General features: G+C 36.8%; 16 protein-coding genes. 1 reads left to right on the forward strand and 15 read right to left on the reverse strand.

Translation table 11 applies throughout. The features are described 5' to 3' along the window. Window positions 1–13: 13 nt before the first annotated feature. From murG to CP367_RS03595, 8 genes are all read right to left on the reverse strand, one after another. Entirely contained in the window at window positions 14–1,120 is a 1,107-nt protein-coding gene (gene murG, locus CP367_RS03560) for an undecaprenyldiphospho-muramoylpentapeptide beta-N-acetylglucosaminyltransferase (protein WP_023488121.1), read from the reverse strand. A gap of 1 nt (window position 1,121) precedes the next feature. Further along, window positions 1,122–2,501, reverse strand: coding sequence for a UDP-N-acetylmuramoyl-L-alanine--D-glutamate ligase (murD, locus tag CP367_RS03565; protein ID WP_023488120.1), 1,380 nt, complete (start codon window positions 2,499–2,501; stop codon window positions 1,122–1,124). A gap of 7 nt (window positions 2,502–2,508) precedes the next feature. Continuing rightward, window positions 2,509–3,477: a phospho-N-acetylmuramoyl-pentapeptide-transferase gene (gene mraY / locus CP367_RS03570; RefSeq protein WP_013086153.1), complete on the reverse strand. Its 969-nt coding sequence runs from the start codon at window positions 3,475–3,477 to the stop codon at window positions 2,509–2,511. Window positions 3,478–3,483: 6 nt separating this feature from the next. Next, window positions 3,484–5,643, reverse strand: coding sequence for a penicillin-binding transpeptidase domain-containing protein (locus CP367_RS03575; protein ID WP_089146004.1), 2,160 nt, complete (start codon window positions 5,641–5,643; stop codon window positions 3,484–3,486). Further along, complete coding sequence (gene ftsL, locus CP367_RS03580) at window positions 5,643–6,005, reverse strand: cell division protein FtsL (protein ID WP_005721343.1); 363 nt, start codon at window positions 6,003–6,005, stop codon at window positions 5,643–5,645. Before ftsL ends, CP367_RS03575 begins: the two co-directional genes overlap by 1 nt. A gap of 13 nt (window positions 6,006–6,018) precedes the next feature. Continuing rightward, window positions 6,019–6,966, reverse strand: a complete 948-nt coding sequence (gene rsmH / locus CP367_RS03585; protein ID WP_013086151.1) for a 16S rRNA (cytosine(1402)-N(4))-methyltransferase RsmH — start codon at window positions 6,964–6,966, stop codon at window positions 6,019–6,021. Window positions 6,967–6,971: 5 nt separating this feature from the next. Continuing rightward, complete coding sequence (mraZ, locus tag CP367_RS03590) at window positions 6,972–7,403, reverse strand: division/cell wall cluster transcriptional repressor MraZ (RefSeq protein ID WP_005718833.1); 432 nt, start codon at window positions 7,401–7,403, stop codon at window positions 6,972–6,974. A gap of 170 nt (window positions 7,404–7,573) precedes the next feature. Further along, on the reverse strand, window positions 7,574–7,903 hold the full coding sequence (locus CP367_RS03595; RefSeq protein WP_005718832.1) for a DUF3397 domain-containing protein: 330 nt from the start codon (window positions 7,901–7,903) through the stop codon (window positions 7,574–7,576). Window positions 7,904–7,996: 93 nt separating this feature from the next. Between CP367_RS03595 and CP367_RS03600 the strand changes: the two genes are divergently transcribed. Beyond that, window positions 7,997–8,122: a DUF4044 domain-containing protein gene (locus tag CP367_RS03600; protein ID WP_005718831.1), complete on the forward strand. Its 126-nt coding sequence runs from the start codon at window positions 7,997–7,999 to the stop codon at window positions 8,120–8,122. A gap of 41 nt (window positions 8,123–8,163) precedes the next feature. Here CP367_RS03600 and mreD read toward each other — a convergent pair whose 3' ends face one another. The 7 genes from mreD to CP367_RS03635 all read right to left on the reverse strand — a co-directional run bounded on the left by mreD (window position 8,164) and on the right by CP367_RS03635 (window position 15,936). Next, a complete protein-coding gene (mreD, locus tag CP367_RS03605) occupies window positions 8,164–8,703 on the reverse strand; it encodes a rod shape-determining protein MreD (protein WP_005718830.1) in 540 nt (179 codons plus the stop codon). Further along, window positions 8,703–9,554, reverse strand: a complete 852-nt coding sequence (mreC, locus tag CP367_RS03610; protein WP_023488114.1) for a rod shape-determining protein MreC — start codon at window positions 9,552–9,554, stop codon at window positions 8,703–8,705. The genes mreD and mreC overlap by 1 nt, the downstream gene beginning before the upstream one ends. 45 nt (window positions 9,555–9,599) lie before the next feature. After that, on the reverse strand, window positions 9,600–10,604 hold the full coding sequence (locus CP367_RS03615) for a rod shape-determining protein (protein ID WP_013086148.1): 1,005 nt from the start codon (window positions 10,602–10,604) through the stop codon (window positions 9,600–9,602). Window positions 10,605–10,689: 85 nt separating this feature from the next. Continuing rightward, on the reverse strand, window positions 10,690–11,322 hold the full coding sequence (locus CP367_RS03620; protein ID WP_013086147.1) for a RadC family protein: 633 nt from the start codon (window positions 11,320–11,322) through the stop codon (window positions 10,690–10,692). Between the two features lie 35 nt (window positions 11,323–11,357). Beyond that, window positions 11,358–12,035 (reverse strand): HAD family phosphatase, encoded by a 678-nt coding sequence (locus CP367_RS03625; RefSeq protein WP_089146005.1) that lies wholly within the window; start codon window positions 12,033–12,035, stop codon window positions 11,358–11,360. Then, the gene (locus CP367_RS03630; RefSeq protein ID WP_065990448.1) at window positions 12,013–13,296 is read right to left on the reverse strand and encodes a folylpolyglutamate synthase/dihydrofolate synthase family protein; all 1,284 of its coding nucleotides are present in this window, start codon (window positions 13,294–13,296) and stop codon (window positions 12,013–12,015) included. Before CP367_RS03630 ends, CP367_RS03625 begins: the two co-directional genes overlap by 23 nt. Then, entirely contained in the window at window positions 13,297–15,936 is a 2,640-nt protein-coding gene (locus CP367_RS03635) for a valine--tRNA ligase (RefSeq protein WP_089146006.1), read from the reverse strand. Window positions 15,937–16,100: the final 164 nt, after the last annotated feature.

Consider the following 16,100-nt stretch of genomic DNA (forward strand, 5'->3'; position numbering starts at 1 on the left):
CCTCACCTACCTCCTAGCGTGAAATTTCTTCCATCACCTTAATCACTTGATCAGATGCATCAGGTACGCCTAATGCCTTAGAAGCTTTGCTCATTTCAGTAGCATACTTTTCATCGAGCAAAATATGGTCAATTGAAGAGACAAAATTATTTGGATTTAAATCATCTTCTGGAATAACCAATGCTGCACCAGCTTTTTCTAAATCAAGCGCATTCTTCATTTGATGATTATGAGTTACATTAGGGCTTGGAATCAAAATAACGGGTACACCTAATGCAGTAAATTCTGCAATACTTGTTGCACCAGATCTTGAAACAACACAAGTCATTTCTGGCAATAGACCTGGCATGTTTTTAATGTATGGCAAAACTTTAATATTATTACCAATATCAACGTTCTTAATTTTTTCTTGTACCTTATCAAAATAAAAAGTACCTGTTGCCCAAATAATTTGATATGGCTTTTGCTTTAGCGTCATTAATGACTTAAGCATAATTCTGTTAATTGCTAATGCTCCACGGGACCCACCAAATACTAAAACAGTTGGCATTTTTGGATTTAATCCCCATGTTTTTTCAAGATCAATTTTTTCTTCGTGCAAGCTTAAAACTTGTTGTGACCGTGGATTACCTGTCTTAACTAGTTTCTTCTTTTCTGAGAATTCCTTTGCAGCATCATCAAATGTATAACAAATTTTATCCACATAATGACCCAAAAATTTATTAGCTAATCCAACCACTGAATTAGATTCATGAATCATTGTTGGAATATGCATTTTAGCTGCTTCATAAACCATAGCACCGCTAACGTAACCACCTGTACCTAAAACGACATCTGGTTTAAAGTCCCGTAAAATTTGGCGTGCGCTTTTAGTAGCTTGTAAAAATAGCTTGATAGTCTCAAAGTTTTTTAACGGATGTTTACGGTTAAAGCCTTGAATCTTAATTGTTTTAAAGTTAACACCGGCTGCTGGAACAATTTTTGATTCCAATCCTTTTTGTGTACCTACAAATAAGATTTCATCGTTTTTACTAATACCGCGTTCTTTCAAACGTTCAATAATTGCCATAATTGGGTAAATGTGACCGCCTGTACCGCCACCTGTAAAAATAACTCTCATTTTATTTAGTCTTTAATTCCTCAACAAATCTAACAAAGTAATCGCCACGTTCTTCAAATGTTCTAAATTGATCCCAAGAAGCACATGCTGGTGAGAACAATAGTACATCGCCTGGTTCAACTAATTCCCAAGCACGAGGAACGGCCTCTTGTAGTGTATTAACAATTACAATGTCCTTAATTCCTGCTTTTCTAGCTGCGTCAGCTAACAAATATCTAGTTTCACCATAAAGAACAATTGACTTAACATGTTTTTTAAATAATGGTACCAAATCATCAAAAGTGAAGCCACGGTCTAACCCACCAGCAATCAATACTTCCGGTTGCTTAAATGATGGAATAGCTACAGTTGCTGCTTCAATATTAGTTGACTTAGAATCATTATAAACCTTGCAGCCATCAAGTGTTGTTACGTATTGCAAACGATGCTTAGCGCCAGTAAAGGTGCTCAATACTGCGGCGATATCATCATTATCAGCGCCCATAATTTTAGAAATTGCAATAGCGACTAAACTATTTTGCAAATTATGAATACCTGGTAATTTAATATCAGAAATCTTCATAATCTTTTCGTTTTGACTTTCAAGATATTCATCGCCAATGAAATAATCAGCATTATGATCTGTCTCAGAAAAAGTTTGCATTTTAGCTAGTGAAACTTCTTTTTCCTTAGCCAAAATATCTTTTTGATCATAATTAGCAATAAAGTAATCATTACTGTTTTGCGTTCTAGTTACATTCAACTTTGCATTGACATAATTTTCGAAAGTCTTGTGATAATCTAAGTGGACGTTGTTGTAAATATCAACAATCGCTGCAACTTTAGGATCAATATCAGTTACACCCAAAAGCTGGAAACTAGAAATTTCAACTACTAAAATATCATCCTTAGTTGCCTTAGGTACAACTTCAGAAATCGGTACGCCAATATTACCAACTGCATAAGCATGATGACCAGATTTTTGCAAATGATGGTCCAAAATTCTTTGTGTCAGCATTACCGTAGTAGTTTTTCCATTTGAACCAGTCACACAAACATAGGGAGCATCACTACAACTTAAAGCAACTTCTGGTTCAGTAATAATCGGGATATTCAACTCCTCAGCTTTTTGAACCATCGGATTTTCATAGGGAATACCTGGATTTTTAACTAAATAATCAAAATGTTCTTTTTCAAGCAAATCAACTGGATGATGACCGCCAATTACGCGTACGCCGCGACTTTTCAATTCTTGTGCCTTAGCATTTTTCTCCAAATCAGCTTTATCATTTAAAGTTAAATTTGCTCCTAATTGCAAAAGGAGTTCGCTAACAGCAAAACCACTTTTACCCAAGCCTAGAACCAAAATGTTTTTATTATTATAAGTTTTAATATCCTTCATTTTATGATTATCCCCAAATTACTAAATACAAAATACTGCCAATTAATCCAACTAACCAGAAGACAATATCTACTTTCCATTCTGACCAACCCAACATTTCAAAGTGGTGATGGATAGGTGTCATCTTAAAAATACGCTTACCCGTAGTTTGGAAAGAAATTACTTGTAAAATTACACTAGCAGTTTCACAAACAAAAACAATCCCAACTAACAATAATGACCAGGGACGGTTAAGCATAATACTGATTGTTGCTAAACCGCCACCTAAAGCAAGTGAGCCAGCATCACCCATGAAAATTTTAGCCGGCTTATGGTTAAAAATAAAGAAGGCAATTAAACCACCAATTACACTCATACAAAAGGCCAAAATAGCAAAATTCTTTTGTTTGAATGCGATATAGGCATATGTACCATATGCTACAACTGATAAACCTGTTGCTAAACCATCAAGACCATCGGACAAGTTAACAGCATTTGAAAAACCAACCAGCCAAAAAATAATAAATGCCACAAATAAAACTAAGCTATGGACAACCCCAGCAAAAGGAATATATAACCCAAATTGAAAATGATCACTTGTAGCAATCAAGACAATTAAAATTGCAATTATAATCTGTAATGCTAATTTTTGCCATGCACGCAAGCCTAAATTACGTTTGAAGTAAAGCTTAATACCATCATCAAGGAAACCGATAATACCGTAGCCTAAGAGACTGATTACCAAAATCCAAACAACTTTATTCAAGCTGTGCTGCATAGCAGCTACCCAAATAACAGAAATAACTGCTGCAATTACAAAAACGGTCCCACCCATTGTAGGTGTGCCAGACTTTTTTTGATGCCATTTAGGACCTTCATCACGAATTTCTTGTCCTTCGTGATGTGACCGCATAAATTTAATCAACAATGGAATAAAGATCACTGTCAAAACCAGTGAACTAACTAGGGCAATACAACTTGCCAACATCATATTCATTCTGAGTTACTCCTTTAACTTAATGTTTAATTTTCTTCCAGCTTTTAATTCTGTTCCTTTAGCCACGCTTTGACTCGCAACAGTGCCGGTACCTTTTATGCTTAACTTAATATCTGTCAAACTAGCAAATTGGTGTAAATCACTATAAGTCCATCCCGTCATATCAGGACAAATGATTTTTCCTGAAGTATTGACAAAAATCTTAGACCCAGACTCTAACTTTTCGCCACTCTTAACTCCTTGATTGCTAATCCGATCACCGCTACCAATTTTAACCAAATTAAGTCCTAATTGCTTAGTTTGACTTTCAGCTTGTGCAACGGTTTTAGCTTTTAAGTTTGGTACTTTTACAGTAGTTGATACATCATCATTTTTAGCAATCGAAATGATTCTCTGCATCATCGGTTTGAAAATTGAAGCCAAAATCTTTTCAGCTCCGCCTCCAATTAAGTGTGGTTGCTTAATTGTCAAATAAATACAGTAACGTGGTTTACTTGCTGGATAAATACCAACAACAGAGAAAATATAATTACTATCACCCTTTAGATAACCTCCACCTTTAGGGTTAGCAATCTGCGCAGTCCCCGTCTTAACAGCAATATCGGCGTTTCCCATCTTATAAGCAGAACCAGTTCCTGATTGCTTATTAAGTACCTTTCTCATGTTAGCCACAATTACTTTTCTGGTTTTAGCACTATATACTGGAGTACCAACCTTTTTAATCTGATAGCCTTGAATTGTATTGCCATCAGAGTCAGTAATTTTATTAACCAACTGTGGCTTTACCATTTGACCATTATTAGCCAAAGAACTATAAGCTTGCATCATTTGCATTACATTCACAGTAACGGCTTGACCAAAAGCAGTAATTGCTTGGTCAAGTGGTGTTTTAAACGAAATCATCCCCGGCTGCTCACCTGGAAGACTGACTCCCGTCTTTTCACCAATTCTGAACTTCTTCAAGTACTTCTTCCAAGTCTTAGCACCCATCTTTTGTTCTAACTTAACAAAACCAGTGTTACTTGAACGTTCAAAAGCTTGAGAAAATGGAATTGTGCCCCAACCTGAAGTCAGCCAGTCATGGATAGTCGAACCAGCAATATTAACAGAACCAGACCGGAAATACTCATTAGGGTTGTAATTGCCACTGTTGACTACTGCAGGGAATGACAAAAGCTTGAAAACTGATCCTGGTTCATAAGTATCTTGCACCAAGATATCCCGATACGACTTAGTTAATCCCTTCATAGTTTGAGGATTAAAAGTAGGGCGTTGAGAAGCTGCCAAAATTTTCCCAGTCTTCATGTCTTCAACTGTAGCAGTAATTGATGTTGGTCGGTAAGTTTTCTGTACTTCACTTAAGCGAGTCTCAAGCAAACTCTGCAACTGAGAATCTAGTGTTAAATACAAGTTGTTTCCATTTTTAGCAGGCTTATAAACCTGATTACTATTTGGAAGCTGATATTCAGATGCATCTACCGAAGAAATCCGGTAACCATCTGTCCCAGTCAAAGTCTTATTGAAATAGGCTTCAATTCCCATAGTTCCGACTAAGTTTTGTGCATTAGTCTTTTTATTCCAAATTGGTTGAGCCAATCCAACAGTATGTGATGCAAAAACACCATTGGGATACAATCTAGATGGTGTTTCCAAGAACTTAATTCCTGGTAATTTCATTGCTTCAATCTTTTTCTTTTGCCGCAATGTCAGTCCACTACCACCTGTCCCAAATTGTACCTGAAAGACCTTCTTTTTTGGGGTTAAATATTGGTAAATTTTTTCCGCAGACAATGGTAAAACCTGTGCCAGCTTTTCAGCTGTCTTGGTTTTATTCACTACATACTCAGGTTTATTCTTATAGTTGATCGAAGTCTTATCTAAAATCGCATAAACCGTATACAAATGCGAATCTTCCGCAATTGTTAATCCATTTCGATCATAGATAGTCCCTCGCGTGGCCTTAATTACCTGATTGCGCTTATAAAGCTGCTTGGTACGCTGTGATAAATTTTGACCATTAACTGTCTTGGATATTCCGATATATAAAAATCTAGCCGTAAATACAAGAAAAACCAAAGCCACGGCCATTTGGAGAAATCTCCCCACCGTAAAGCGGTAGCCGTGGGCTTTGGATTTTTGTAATTTTAAATTACTGTTTTTTTTCATTAACGAATCGTCCTAATATTTTTGTTAATTAGAGTTAATCCTTTTTCACGTGCAATTTTATTTAAACGTGAAGTAGAGGTCAACTCCCCAATCTCTTGACGTAAATCGGTAATCTTATTCTGTTCCTTAGCAACTGTTTGTTGAGTTCTAGTCAATTCATGTTGAGCCGAAGTTGCAGAAATACTAGAAGAAACTAGAAAGATCATCATGCCCAACGTAATGACGCTTCCAATAATCATCAAAGCTTTTTCTATGCCACTATAAGGAACTTTACGCGGATCAAGGATAATTCGTTGTCGTCTTTGCGAACCATTTCTACTACTTGGTTCATATTCAATTTTTCTTGCTGAGCTATCAGCCATAACATTTTCCTCTTTATAACTTCTCTGCAACCCGTAGTTTTGCACTGTGTGAGCGGTTGTTGTTCTCTAACTCAGAAGTAGAGGCTACAATTGGTTTGTGATTTACCAAACGTAGCGTTGGCTTCATACCGTCCGGTATAAATGGCATTCCTCTTGGCACCTCAACTTCTGAATACTTCTTAAAAATCCTTTTAACGATCTTGTCTTCATGAGACTGAAACGTAATTACACTGATTCGACCACCTGGACGCAATATCTTAATTGCTTCCTCTAGCGAAGCTTGTAAAACATCAAGTTCGTGATTAACAGCGACCCGCAAAGCTTGAAAACTCTTCTTTGCCGGGTGCCCTCCAGTCCTTCGTGCATACGCAGGAATCGCATCTTTAATCACATCAACTAATTCAAAAGTCGTTGCAATTGGCTTTTCCCGTCGTCTTTCTACGATTCTGTGAGCAATTTGACGAGAAAACTTTTCATCGCCATATTGATACAAAATATCTGCCAGTTCTTTTTGACTTAAAGTATTAACTAACTGATAAGCATCTAAGTCCTGACTTTGATCCATCCTCATATCTAATCGCGCATCATAACGATATGAAAAACCGCGATCTGCTTGATCAAATTGAGGGGAAGATACACCTAGGTCATAGTAAATGCCATCTATTCCATCTGAGTAACCCAGTTTTACCAGGTCCTTTTCCAGATTACTAAAGTTGTCATGTACCAATTCTAACCTTGGCTCACTATCCGGTTGTAATAAATTCGCAAAGTTCAACTTCGCCGATTTTATCGCATATTCATCTTGGTCAAAACCTACAAGCGTACCGGTGTCAATTTTGCTGAGCAAATATCTAGCGTGTCCACCACCGCCAAAAGTTGCATCTACATAAAGACCACCGTTTTTTGGTTTCAAATTGTCGATAGTTTCGTGTAAGAGTACACTGGTGTGTTTGAATTTCATATTTTTTATAGTTCAATGTCGTCCAAATTTTCAGCAATATCATCATAGTCTTCGTTAGCTTCTTCTTCAAAACTAGTCCAACGTTCTTTTGACCAAATTTCAATTCGATCAGAGACACCAATGATGACACATTCTTTAATGAGTTTGGCATGCATTTTCAACGTTGTTGTCAGATTAACGCGACCTTGCTTATCAAACTCACATTCCATCGCACCAGAGTAGAATAAACGCATAAATTTACGTGTATTCCTCTTAGTCAACGGAAGTTTTGCTAATTTAGCTTCAATCTTCGACCACTCCTCCATCGAGTAGCCAAAAATGCAGCCTTCCATTCCTCGCGTGAATATCATCTTGTCGCCAATCTGATCGCGAAGTTTCGCTGGTATAATCAGGCGACCCTTGCTATCAAGATTGTGGTGATATTCACCCATGAACATGGTCTAGCCCCCTTCCACTAAATAATTTACCACAATTCCCCACTCTCTACCACATTCATAAGAAAAAAATACAAATTTTTAAATTTCTTTTTTATTGTGATTTTTCAAAATAAAAAAAAGTCACAAAATATTGAAATTTTGCGACTTAAGCATATACAAGTAATTTTATTTTATAACACTAGCATCAATAAAAGTCCGATATACCAGAAAACAGTACAGGCAGTCAAATAATCCCATAATTTTCTAACTGTTTTTCCTAAAGAAATATTTTTATTTCTAATTGCATCGTTCAGCGACACAACAATCACTAATACAAAATAGCATAAAAAACCATAAGGTAAAAAAGAAGGTTTATTCATATGTAAAGTAATTAATCCACAAGCTGAAAGAAAGAAAAATGGCATAACATCGTACCCTCTAAACTGTGCTTTAGGGAAAATTTTATTGATAAAAAAAGCAACTACTAAGCCAATAATTGGAATTAGGAAAATATAAAGCATAAGCATTCCTCCATTCTTTTTATTCTAAACTATAATTGATTTGAAAAAAACCGTTAATAAGCATAAAATATTGTTCAAATAGGAGGGCTGTTTATGGCACGAAAAAAGAAAAAGAAATCAGGTTTTCAAAAATTAACTATTGCAATGGCTTGGATCATGGCAATTATTACTTTAGCAGCTGTTATTGCTCAAGCTGCTATCTCACTTCAAAGTTTTTAAGGATTAAAAAGACGCGAAAGAAAAAATCTTCCGCGTCTTTTTTAAACTCGATAAGCGTTTAAATCAATTAAGAATGGATAATCCTGAGCTAAATTGCCCCAAATCCAATACAAGAGAAAAAAGAAGACAACTGCCCAACCTAAACTGACTAAAATGCTCATTAATAATACGTGTGCTGATGCAGCACTAATACCCACCATATTAAAAATGAGCCAACTATACGCAACAAAAACTGCAGTTCCTAATAAAACGACAATTAATCTAGCCCATAACATTTCCGGTAAAAAACGAGCTGTTTTTTGACAGATCCAGCAACTTGCAGGTAGGAAAACTGTATAAACACCGATAATGCCATAAAAATAGATATCAGCAACAATTCCTGCACCTAATGCTAACCAAATTTCATTATCATTAGTATCATCAAACAGACCAATCAACATTACACTGATTGGCAAAATGACGCTTGACGCTGCAAAGTTGTCATAAGTCATAAACTGATGTAAGTAAAGTGCACATACACCGTCTACTACCAATGCAATAAATAAGCCAATTGCCAAAACCCATTTTCGAAACGTAGACATTAATTAGCCACCTGTCTTTCAATTACAGTTACAACAGATGGATCACTAATATCACCTGCTGGTTTAATTCTAATCTGATCAGATAGACCAAATGAATCACGAGTTGTCGTAGTAACTGTCCCAATTAACAAGCCTTTTGGTGAGTTACCGCCCATACCACTAGTATAAACTCTCGTGCCGGCCTTCAGTTTGCGACCATCAACCACCTGTGTAAAGGCAAGATAATTATTGGAAGTAACTGTAATAATACCATGTACTGTTTTTCCATTCGCAGCATCCGCTTGAACAGAGAAGCGATTAGCCGACTCATCAGTAGTAGTAAGTAATTCCACCTTGGAAGAAGCAGCATTTGCTTCTACAATTCGACCAATAACACCGCCATCGCACATGACAGCCATATTCTTTTTAATTCCAGCTGAACTTCCTTTATTAATCACTAATAAATCTGACCATGTATCAGGCGACCGAGAAATAACAGAGGCGTTGACCATGGTATAGCCACTTAACGTATCTTTTAATTTCAATGCAGACTTCAATTGCCTATTTTCTTTTTCAAGAGCTGAATTGCGAGCCTTCGTCTGGCCTAAATTAGTAACTTCTCGCTTTAGATGATTGTTTTCTTCTTGCGTATTTAAAATATCATGAACACTATTTAATCCGCCTGACACGAGCCCTACTGGTACATCAACAATTCTAGTACCTAAAGCAACGACATCGTTACCCAAGCTTTGAATCAGTAAAGGTGTATTGCGCCTATTGCGCAAGCTAACACTACCACCCAAAACGGCTAAAATAACAACTACTATAATAAATGCTGATAATAACTTTTTATTTTGCAGAAATTTTTTCATTAAGAATTGATCCTATAGAAAAACCGGCAACAGCCGGCTTTTTTATTATTTGCGACTTCTACGCATTACTTCAATATTCTTGAGTGATTCACCAGTACCAATTGCTACACAATCAAGTGGATCTTGAGCAATAAACACAGGAACCTTAGTTGCTTCAGAAATAACTTCTGGCAAATTCTTCAAGAGTGCACCACCACCAGTTAAAACAATACCATGATCAATAACATCGGCAGCAATTTCTGGTGAAGTTTGTTCCAAAGTCTCCTTAATAGCTACGATAATGTCTTGAACTACATCTTGAATAGCCTTGGCAACATCAACTGCTTCAATATCAACAGATTTTGGTAAACCAGTTACTAAATCACGACCACGAATATTCATTGATTCAATTTCTTTAGCCTTTTCAACTGAAGCTGAACCAATTTGAATTTTAATGTCTTCTGCAGTTCTTTCACCGATTAATAAGTTAAAGTTTGAGTGAACATAGTTAATAATCGCATTATTAAACTTATCACCGGCTTGACGAATTGAAGTTGATGAAACGATTCCACCTAATGAAATTGTAGCAACATCAGTAGTACCACCACCGATATCAACAACCATTGAACCAGTAGGATCCATAACTGGCAAGCCAGCACCAATTGCAGCTGCGAACGGTTCTTCAATTACAAATGCTTCACGCGCACCTGCAACTCTAGCTGCATCAATTACAGCACGTTTTTCAACTTCAGTAACACCTGAAGGAACACATACCATTACTGATGGCTTAGAATTACCAACAGTTTTTTCCATAAAGTACTTAAGCATTGCTGCTGTAGTATCATAATCAGCAATCACACCATCCTTCATTGGACGGATAGCTACGATACTACCTGGCGTTCTACCAATCATTTCTTTAGCTTCTGAACCAACAGCGATTACTTCGCCTGTTTGTGTATTCTTTGCTACTACAGAAGGTTCTCTTAAGACAATTCCTTTTCCTTCCATGTAAACAAGTGTATTGGCTGTACCTAAATCGATACCAATATTCTTTGTACCTAATCCAAACACAAAAATCTCTCCTTAATTGTTGCGGTCTCTAAATCTTGAATAATTATAGCATACTATAACTTTAAAGGCGCCTTTCACACAAATTTTAAAGAACTTTAAAACAATTTTTCTCACGCAAACTTAAATATTGACCTTCTCCCACGATAAAATGGTCTAAGAAATCAATTTTCATCATTTTTGCAGCTTGACGTAAACTTTCAGTTAATTCCAAGTCACTTGCAGATGGCGTTAATTTACCACTAGGATGATTATGAGCAATAAAAATTCCAGAGCAGCCATAAATAACTGCCCACCGAAAAATTTCCCGCGGATGAGCAATTGATCTATTCAAAGTCCCTTGAAATAGTTTCTTCTCAGCAATAATGTGGTTGCTATTGTCAATATACAATGCCCACAATTCTTCCTGCTTGTGCCCTATCAGCTTATCAGCTAAATACGTACCTACTTCAATGCTAGATGTCAAAATTGTCTTTCTCTTAGGTGAAGCGCAGCGCAAACGATCTAGTACTGCCTCAGCCGTAATAGCAAGTTCATCCGAGCATTCTGAACTGGTAATAAACTTTAATAGATCATTAAACGAATTTAACCCTGCGTTTTTCAGAAAAACATTTAAGTCCTGCAACGTATGAATTCCTTTATTTTCTAGTTGTTCAAATAATTGTGTCAATAGCTCTAAATCTGTTTTGACAAAGTAATGATTTGGTTTTCTTTTTAACATAAAATCCCCCTCATTACTTATTACGCAAAAAAGAGCTAAATTTTTTTCAGAAATTCAAAAAAGTTTTGACAAATCATCGTTGCATTCTGCTTATCTTTAACAGATGGTGCTTTCAAATCTGGTACCATCACACATTTTAACCCTGCATTAGCAGCTGCTTGAACACCGGTTGATGAATCTTCAAAAACTAAAATATTTTCTTTAGATAAATTCATTTTCTTAGCTGCTTCTAGATAAATATCTGGTGCCGGCTTAGCCTTAATGTGACCTCTTTGTACATCAAGATAACTAAGATGAAAATCAAAATAATTTCTGATTCCAGTCGCCCACATAGCATGCTGAACTACATTTTCATAATTACTTGAAGCAATCGCCATCTTCAAGCCACGCTTTTCAAATTCGTCTAATGCTTCTTGAACACCAGGTTGCAGCTTTAACTTTCCCTCATCAGTCCATTGCCACACCAAGTCATCAGTTCGCTTAATAAAACGATCACGGTCTGCTTCAGTTTTAAAATATTTATGATAAAAATCCTGCATCTCTTTAACTGTAGCACCAGTTAACTTGAGATAAGCATCCCGCGGCGTACCCAAATTCTCTTCTTCTGCCGCCTGAATATTAGCATCCCAATACAGCTTCTCTGAATTAACTAGCAAACCGTCCATATCAAAGATAATGCCTTGAATATCATCATCTAGCCCTTGTACGCGCATCACGTTTTCCTTTCCAATTTAAAATAGCACTAACCAAATAAAAGGATCCACTAACAATTAAAATATCATTAGCTCCCAAGTGATCTCGCAGCTGGGTAAAAGCAGCTCGATAATCTTTTTCATAATTATATCTTTTTTGTACATCAATTGGAAAATCATCTTTTTTAGCTACTCGCGGATAAGATAAAGTTGTCAGTAAAACTTCATCTTTATCATCAAACAAGCTAAACACCTGCTCAAGATCCTTATCTTTCATCATAGTCACTAAAGCATAAAGCTTGCCATGCTTTTGCTGGGTCATACGATGAACGACTGCCAGCAAATTACTCATTGCCTGAATATTATGTGCTCCATCTAAAATGATTAGCGGATTTTCTCGTAAAATTTGATAGCGCCCTGGAATAATCGTTTGATTAATCGCTGTTTCAACTTCTTCATTTGATAAAGGCAGTTTCAACAAAAAGAACGCCTGGCAGGCAACGGCAATATCATAGGCTTCAACTTGTGGTCGTAAAGCAAAAACTAGCTTTCTTTTGTGATCTTGATAAACAATTTGATTATCAAGCAAAACACTAAAGTCTCGTCCCAATTGATAAACTATCGCATGTTCTTCTTCGGCTTTACTTTTCAAAATTGGACAAACAACTTCTGGCACGTTACCTAAAACTACTGGTCTTTTTGCCTTAATAATGCCGCTTTTCTCACGTGCAATATCCTGAATTGTAGGTCCAATAATTTTTTCATGATCGAGACCAATTGTAGTAATAACACTTACTTCTGGCATAATTACATTAGTCTTGTCATGTTCTCCACCAATTCCTACCTCGATAACAGCATAATCACACTTTTTTTGAGCAAAATAGACGAAAGCCAGTGCGACTTCATATTCAAAGGTTACTAACGAAAAAGTTGAGTCCTGCTGCTGCAATTTCTCATAAGTACCCTGCACAATATTAGCTGTTTTAACTAAATCCTGATCACTAATATTTTGATTATTTAACTGTATTCTCTCATTAAATTCATAGACATACGGTGAGACAAAAAGGCCAGTCTTTTGACCAGCCTTTTTTAGTAGGTTTGATAAATAGTATGAAGTTGAACCTTTACCATTAGTGCCCGTAATGTGAATCGTTTTAACTAGATCTTGAGGATTGCCTAATTCCAACAATAACCGCTTAATAAAAGACAAATTATTTTTAGGATGTAAATGAGGCAAAGCATATAAGTAATCGATTACTTCTTGAGCTTTAGTAAATTTCAATTATTTACTCTCTTTCAAATCTTGAATTCTTTCACGAACACCGGCTAATTGACTTTCGTAGTCAGCCTTCTTTTCTTTTTCCTTGTTGACAACAGCTTCTGGAGCGTGATCAACAAAGCCTTTGTTAGCCAGCTTCTTTTCACAACGAGCAACTTCGTCTTCAAGACGCTTCTCTTCTTTTTCCATCTTTTCTAGCTCATCGTCAACATTAACAAGTTCAGTTAATGGAACAAAAATTTGTGCGCCTGGAATTACAGCAGTCTTAGCTAATTTTGGTGCTTCAACTTCACTAGCTACAGTCAATTCCTTTGGATGCAAGAAGTTTTCAACATAATCAGCATTTTCGTCCAAAACGCGCTTGTTAGCTTCATCGTCTAATTGAATCATGATGTCGATTTGACTTGACATTGGTGCATTAACTTCCATGCGGATGTTACGTACTGCTTTAATAGTTTCAATTAAGAAGGCCATGTCTTGATCTGCTTGCTTGTTTTCAAATTCCTTGTGAGTAGTTGGATATTCAGCAACCATAATTGACTTACCTTCATGTGGCATTGAAAGCCATAATTTTTCAGTTACAAATGGCATAATTGGGTGAAGCAAACGCAAGATTTGGTCAAGAATCCAAATTAAGTTTTCTTGCTTTCTTGCCTTTAATTCTTCATCGTCACCATTCAAAGCAACCTTAGAAATTTCGATGTACCAGTCACAGAAGTCATTCCAGATAAAGTTGTAAGCTTCACGACCAGCTTCACCAAATTGATATTCATCAAACAAGCGAGTTACTTCACTAACCGTGTGATTCAAGCGATCGAAAATCCAACGATCTGATAAATCAAATTTAGAAGCATCTGGCATATGAGCTGGCTTAGCATCTTTTGGCAAGTTCATAATTACGAAACGACTTGCATTCCAAATCTTGTTAATGAAGTTCCAAGCAGCAGATAATTTCTTAGGATCATAACGAGTATCTTGACCAGGAGCAGTACCATTAAGCAAGAACCAACGAAGGGCGTCGGCACCGTATTTATCAACTACATCCATTGGGTCAACACCGTTACCAAGTGATTTACTCATCTTGCGACCTTGTTCATCACGCATTAAACCGTGTAAAACAACATCATTAAATGGACGCTTGCCGGTGAAATGTAAACTTTGGAACATCATTCTTGATACCCAGAAGAAGATAATATCGTAACCAGTTACCAAGGCATTAGTTGGGAAGTAGCGCTTAAAGTCTTCCGCATTAGTATCCGGCCAACCTAAAGTTGAAAATGGCCATAATGCACTTGAGAACCAAGTGTCAAGTACGTCTGGATCTTGTTCCCAGTTTTCAATATCCTTAGGTGCTTCTTCACCTACATAAGTTTCACCAGTTTTCTTATTGTACCAAGCTGGAATTCGGTGCCCCCACCACAATTGACGTGAAATACACCAGTCGTGAACATCTTCCATCCAGTGATCAAGAGTTTGTTCAAATCGTTCTGGAACAAAGTTTACTTTGCCATCAGTCTTTTGATTTTCCAAAACTTTGTCAGCAAGTGGCTTCATCTTAACGAACCATTGCTTAGAAAGGCGTGGTTCAACTTGAACACCTGAACGTTCTGAGTGACCTACTGAGTGAACGATTGGTTCAATCTTAATCAAGTAGCCTTCTTCTTTAAGATCTTTAACTAAGGCTTCACGACAGTCGAAACGATCCATACCAGCATACTTGCCACATTCTTCGTTCATCGTACCGTCATCGTTCATCACGTTGATTCTCTTCAAGTTATGACGATTACCTACTTGGAAGTCATTAGGGTCGTGAGCTGGAGTAATTTTAACTAAACCAGTACCAAATTCTGGGTCAACATGTTGATCCTCAATAATTGGAATATGGCGGCCAACTAATGGCAAGATCAATTCTTTGCCAACAATATCCTTGTAGCGCTTATCACCAGGTGCTACCGCAACAGCAGTATCACCAAACATCGTTTCAGGACGAGTAGTAGCAATTTCTACATAACCTGAACCATCTGCAAATGGATACTTAATATGGTAAAAGGCACCCTTATCATCTTTGTGAATAACTTCGATATCACTTAAAGCGGTTTGAAGTGCTGGATCCCAGTTGATGATGTATTCACCACGATAAATTAAGCCTTCATTGTAAAGCTGAACAAAAACCTTTTTAACAGCTTTAGAAAGACCCTTGTCTAAAGTAAATCTCTCTCTTGAATAATCAAGTGAAAGACCCATCTTAGCCCATTGACCTTTGATGATTGATGCGTATTCATCTTTCCAATCCCAAACCTGTTTAACAAAAGCTTCACGTCCCATTTGGTGACGGTCTTTGCCTTGTTTACGCAATTTTGCTTCGACCTTAGCTTGGGTAGCAATACCAGCATGGTCCATACCAGGAAGGTAAAGAGTATCATAGCCTTGCATCCGCTTAAAACGAATTAAAGTATCTTGAATTGCAGTATCCCAAGCGTGACCCAAGTGCAACTTACCAGTTACATTTGGTGGTGGAATAACAATTGAATATGGGTGAGCTTTTTTGTTACCTGATGGCTTAAATAAATCTTCATCAAGCCAGGTTTGATATCTACCTTTTTCAACCTCGTTTGGGTTGTATTTAGGTGCTAAATCTGTCATAAAATTCCTCCAATAAAAAAGTCCTAGACATATTGTCTAGGACGATCAGTTAAACCGCGGTACCACCTACGTTAAGCATGTATCAAACATGCTTCTCTTGAAGACGATAACGGCGTATACCGGATTAACCTACTTTTTATTTTCAATTAATCAGCTAATCAAGC

This window comes from Lactobacillus sp. UMNPBX16, from assembly GCF_002553775.1.
GTDB lineage: Bacteria > Bacillota > Bacilli > Lactobacillales > Lactobacillaceae > Lactobacillus > Lactobacillus crispatus.

Excerpts from the sequence above, each read along its gene's own strand:
- mreC (WP_023488114.1), bottom strand. The coding sequence starts at position 9,554 with ATGAAAAAATTTCTGCAAAATAAAAAGTTATTATCAGCATTTATTATA.
- rsmH (WP_013086151.1), bottom strand. The coding sequence starts at position 6,966 with ATGAAATTCAAACACACCAGTGTACTCTTACACGAAACTATCGACAAT.
- ftsL (WP_005721343.1), bottom strand. The coding sequence starts at position 6,005 with ATGGCTGATAGCTCAGCAAGAAAAATTGAATATGAACCAAGTAGTAGA.
- CP367_RS03595 (WP_005718832.1), bottom strand. The coding sequence starts at position 7,903 with ATGCTTTATATTTTCCTAATTCCAATTATTGGCTTAGTAGTTGCTTTT.
- murG (WP_023488121.1), bottom strand. The coding sequence starts at position 1,120 with ATGAGAGTTATTTTTACAGGTGGCGGTACAGGCGGTCACATTTACCCA.
- CP367_RS03575 (WP_089146004.1), bottom strand. The coding sequence starts at position 5,643 with ATGAAAAAAAACAGTAATTTAAAATTACAAAAATCCAAAGCCCACGGC.
- murD (WP_023488120.1), bottom strand. The coding sequence starts at position 2,501 with ATGAAGGATATTAAAACTTATAATAATAAAAACATTTTGGTTCTAGGC.
- CP367_RS03620 (WP_013086147.1), bottom strand. The coding sequence starts at position 11,322 with ATGTTAAAAAGAAAACCAAATCATTACTTTGTCAAAACAGATTTAGAG.
- mraZ (WP_005718833.1), bottom strand. The coding sequence starts at position 7,403 with ATGTTCATGGGTGAATATCACCACAATCTTGATAGCAAGGGTCGCCTG.
- CP367_RS03625 (WP_089146005.1), bottom strand. The coding sequence starts at position 12,035 with ATGCGCGTACAAGGGCTAGATGATGATATTCAAGGCATTATCTTTGAT.
- CP367_RS03600 (WP_005718831.1), top strand. The coding sequence starts at position 7,997 with ATGGCACGAAAAAAGAAAAAGAAATCAGGTTTTCAAAAATTAACTATT.
- mreD (WP_005718830.1), bottom strand. The coding sequence starts at position 8,703 with ATGTCTACGTTTCGAAAATGGGTTTTGGCAATTGGCTTATTTATTGCA.
- mraY (WP_013086153.1), bottom strand. The coding sequence starts at position 3,477 with ATGAATATGATGTTGGCAAGTTGTATTGCCCTAGTTAGTTCACTGGTT.
- CP367_RS03635 (WP_089146006.1), bottom strand. The coding sequence starts at position 15,936 with ATGACAGATTTAGCACCTAAATACAACCCAAACGAGGTTGAAAAAGGT.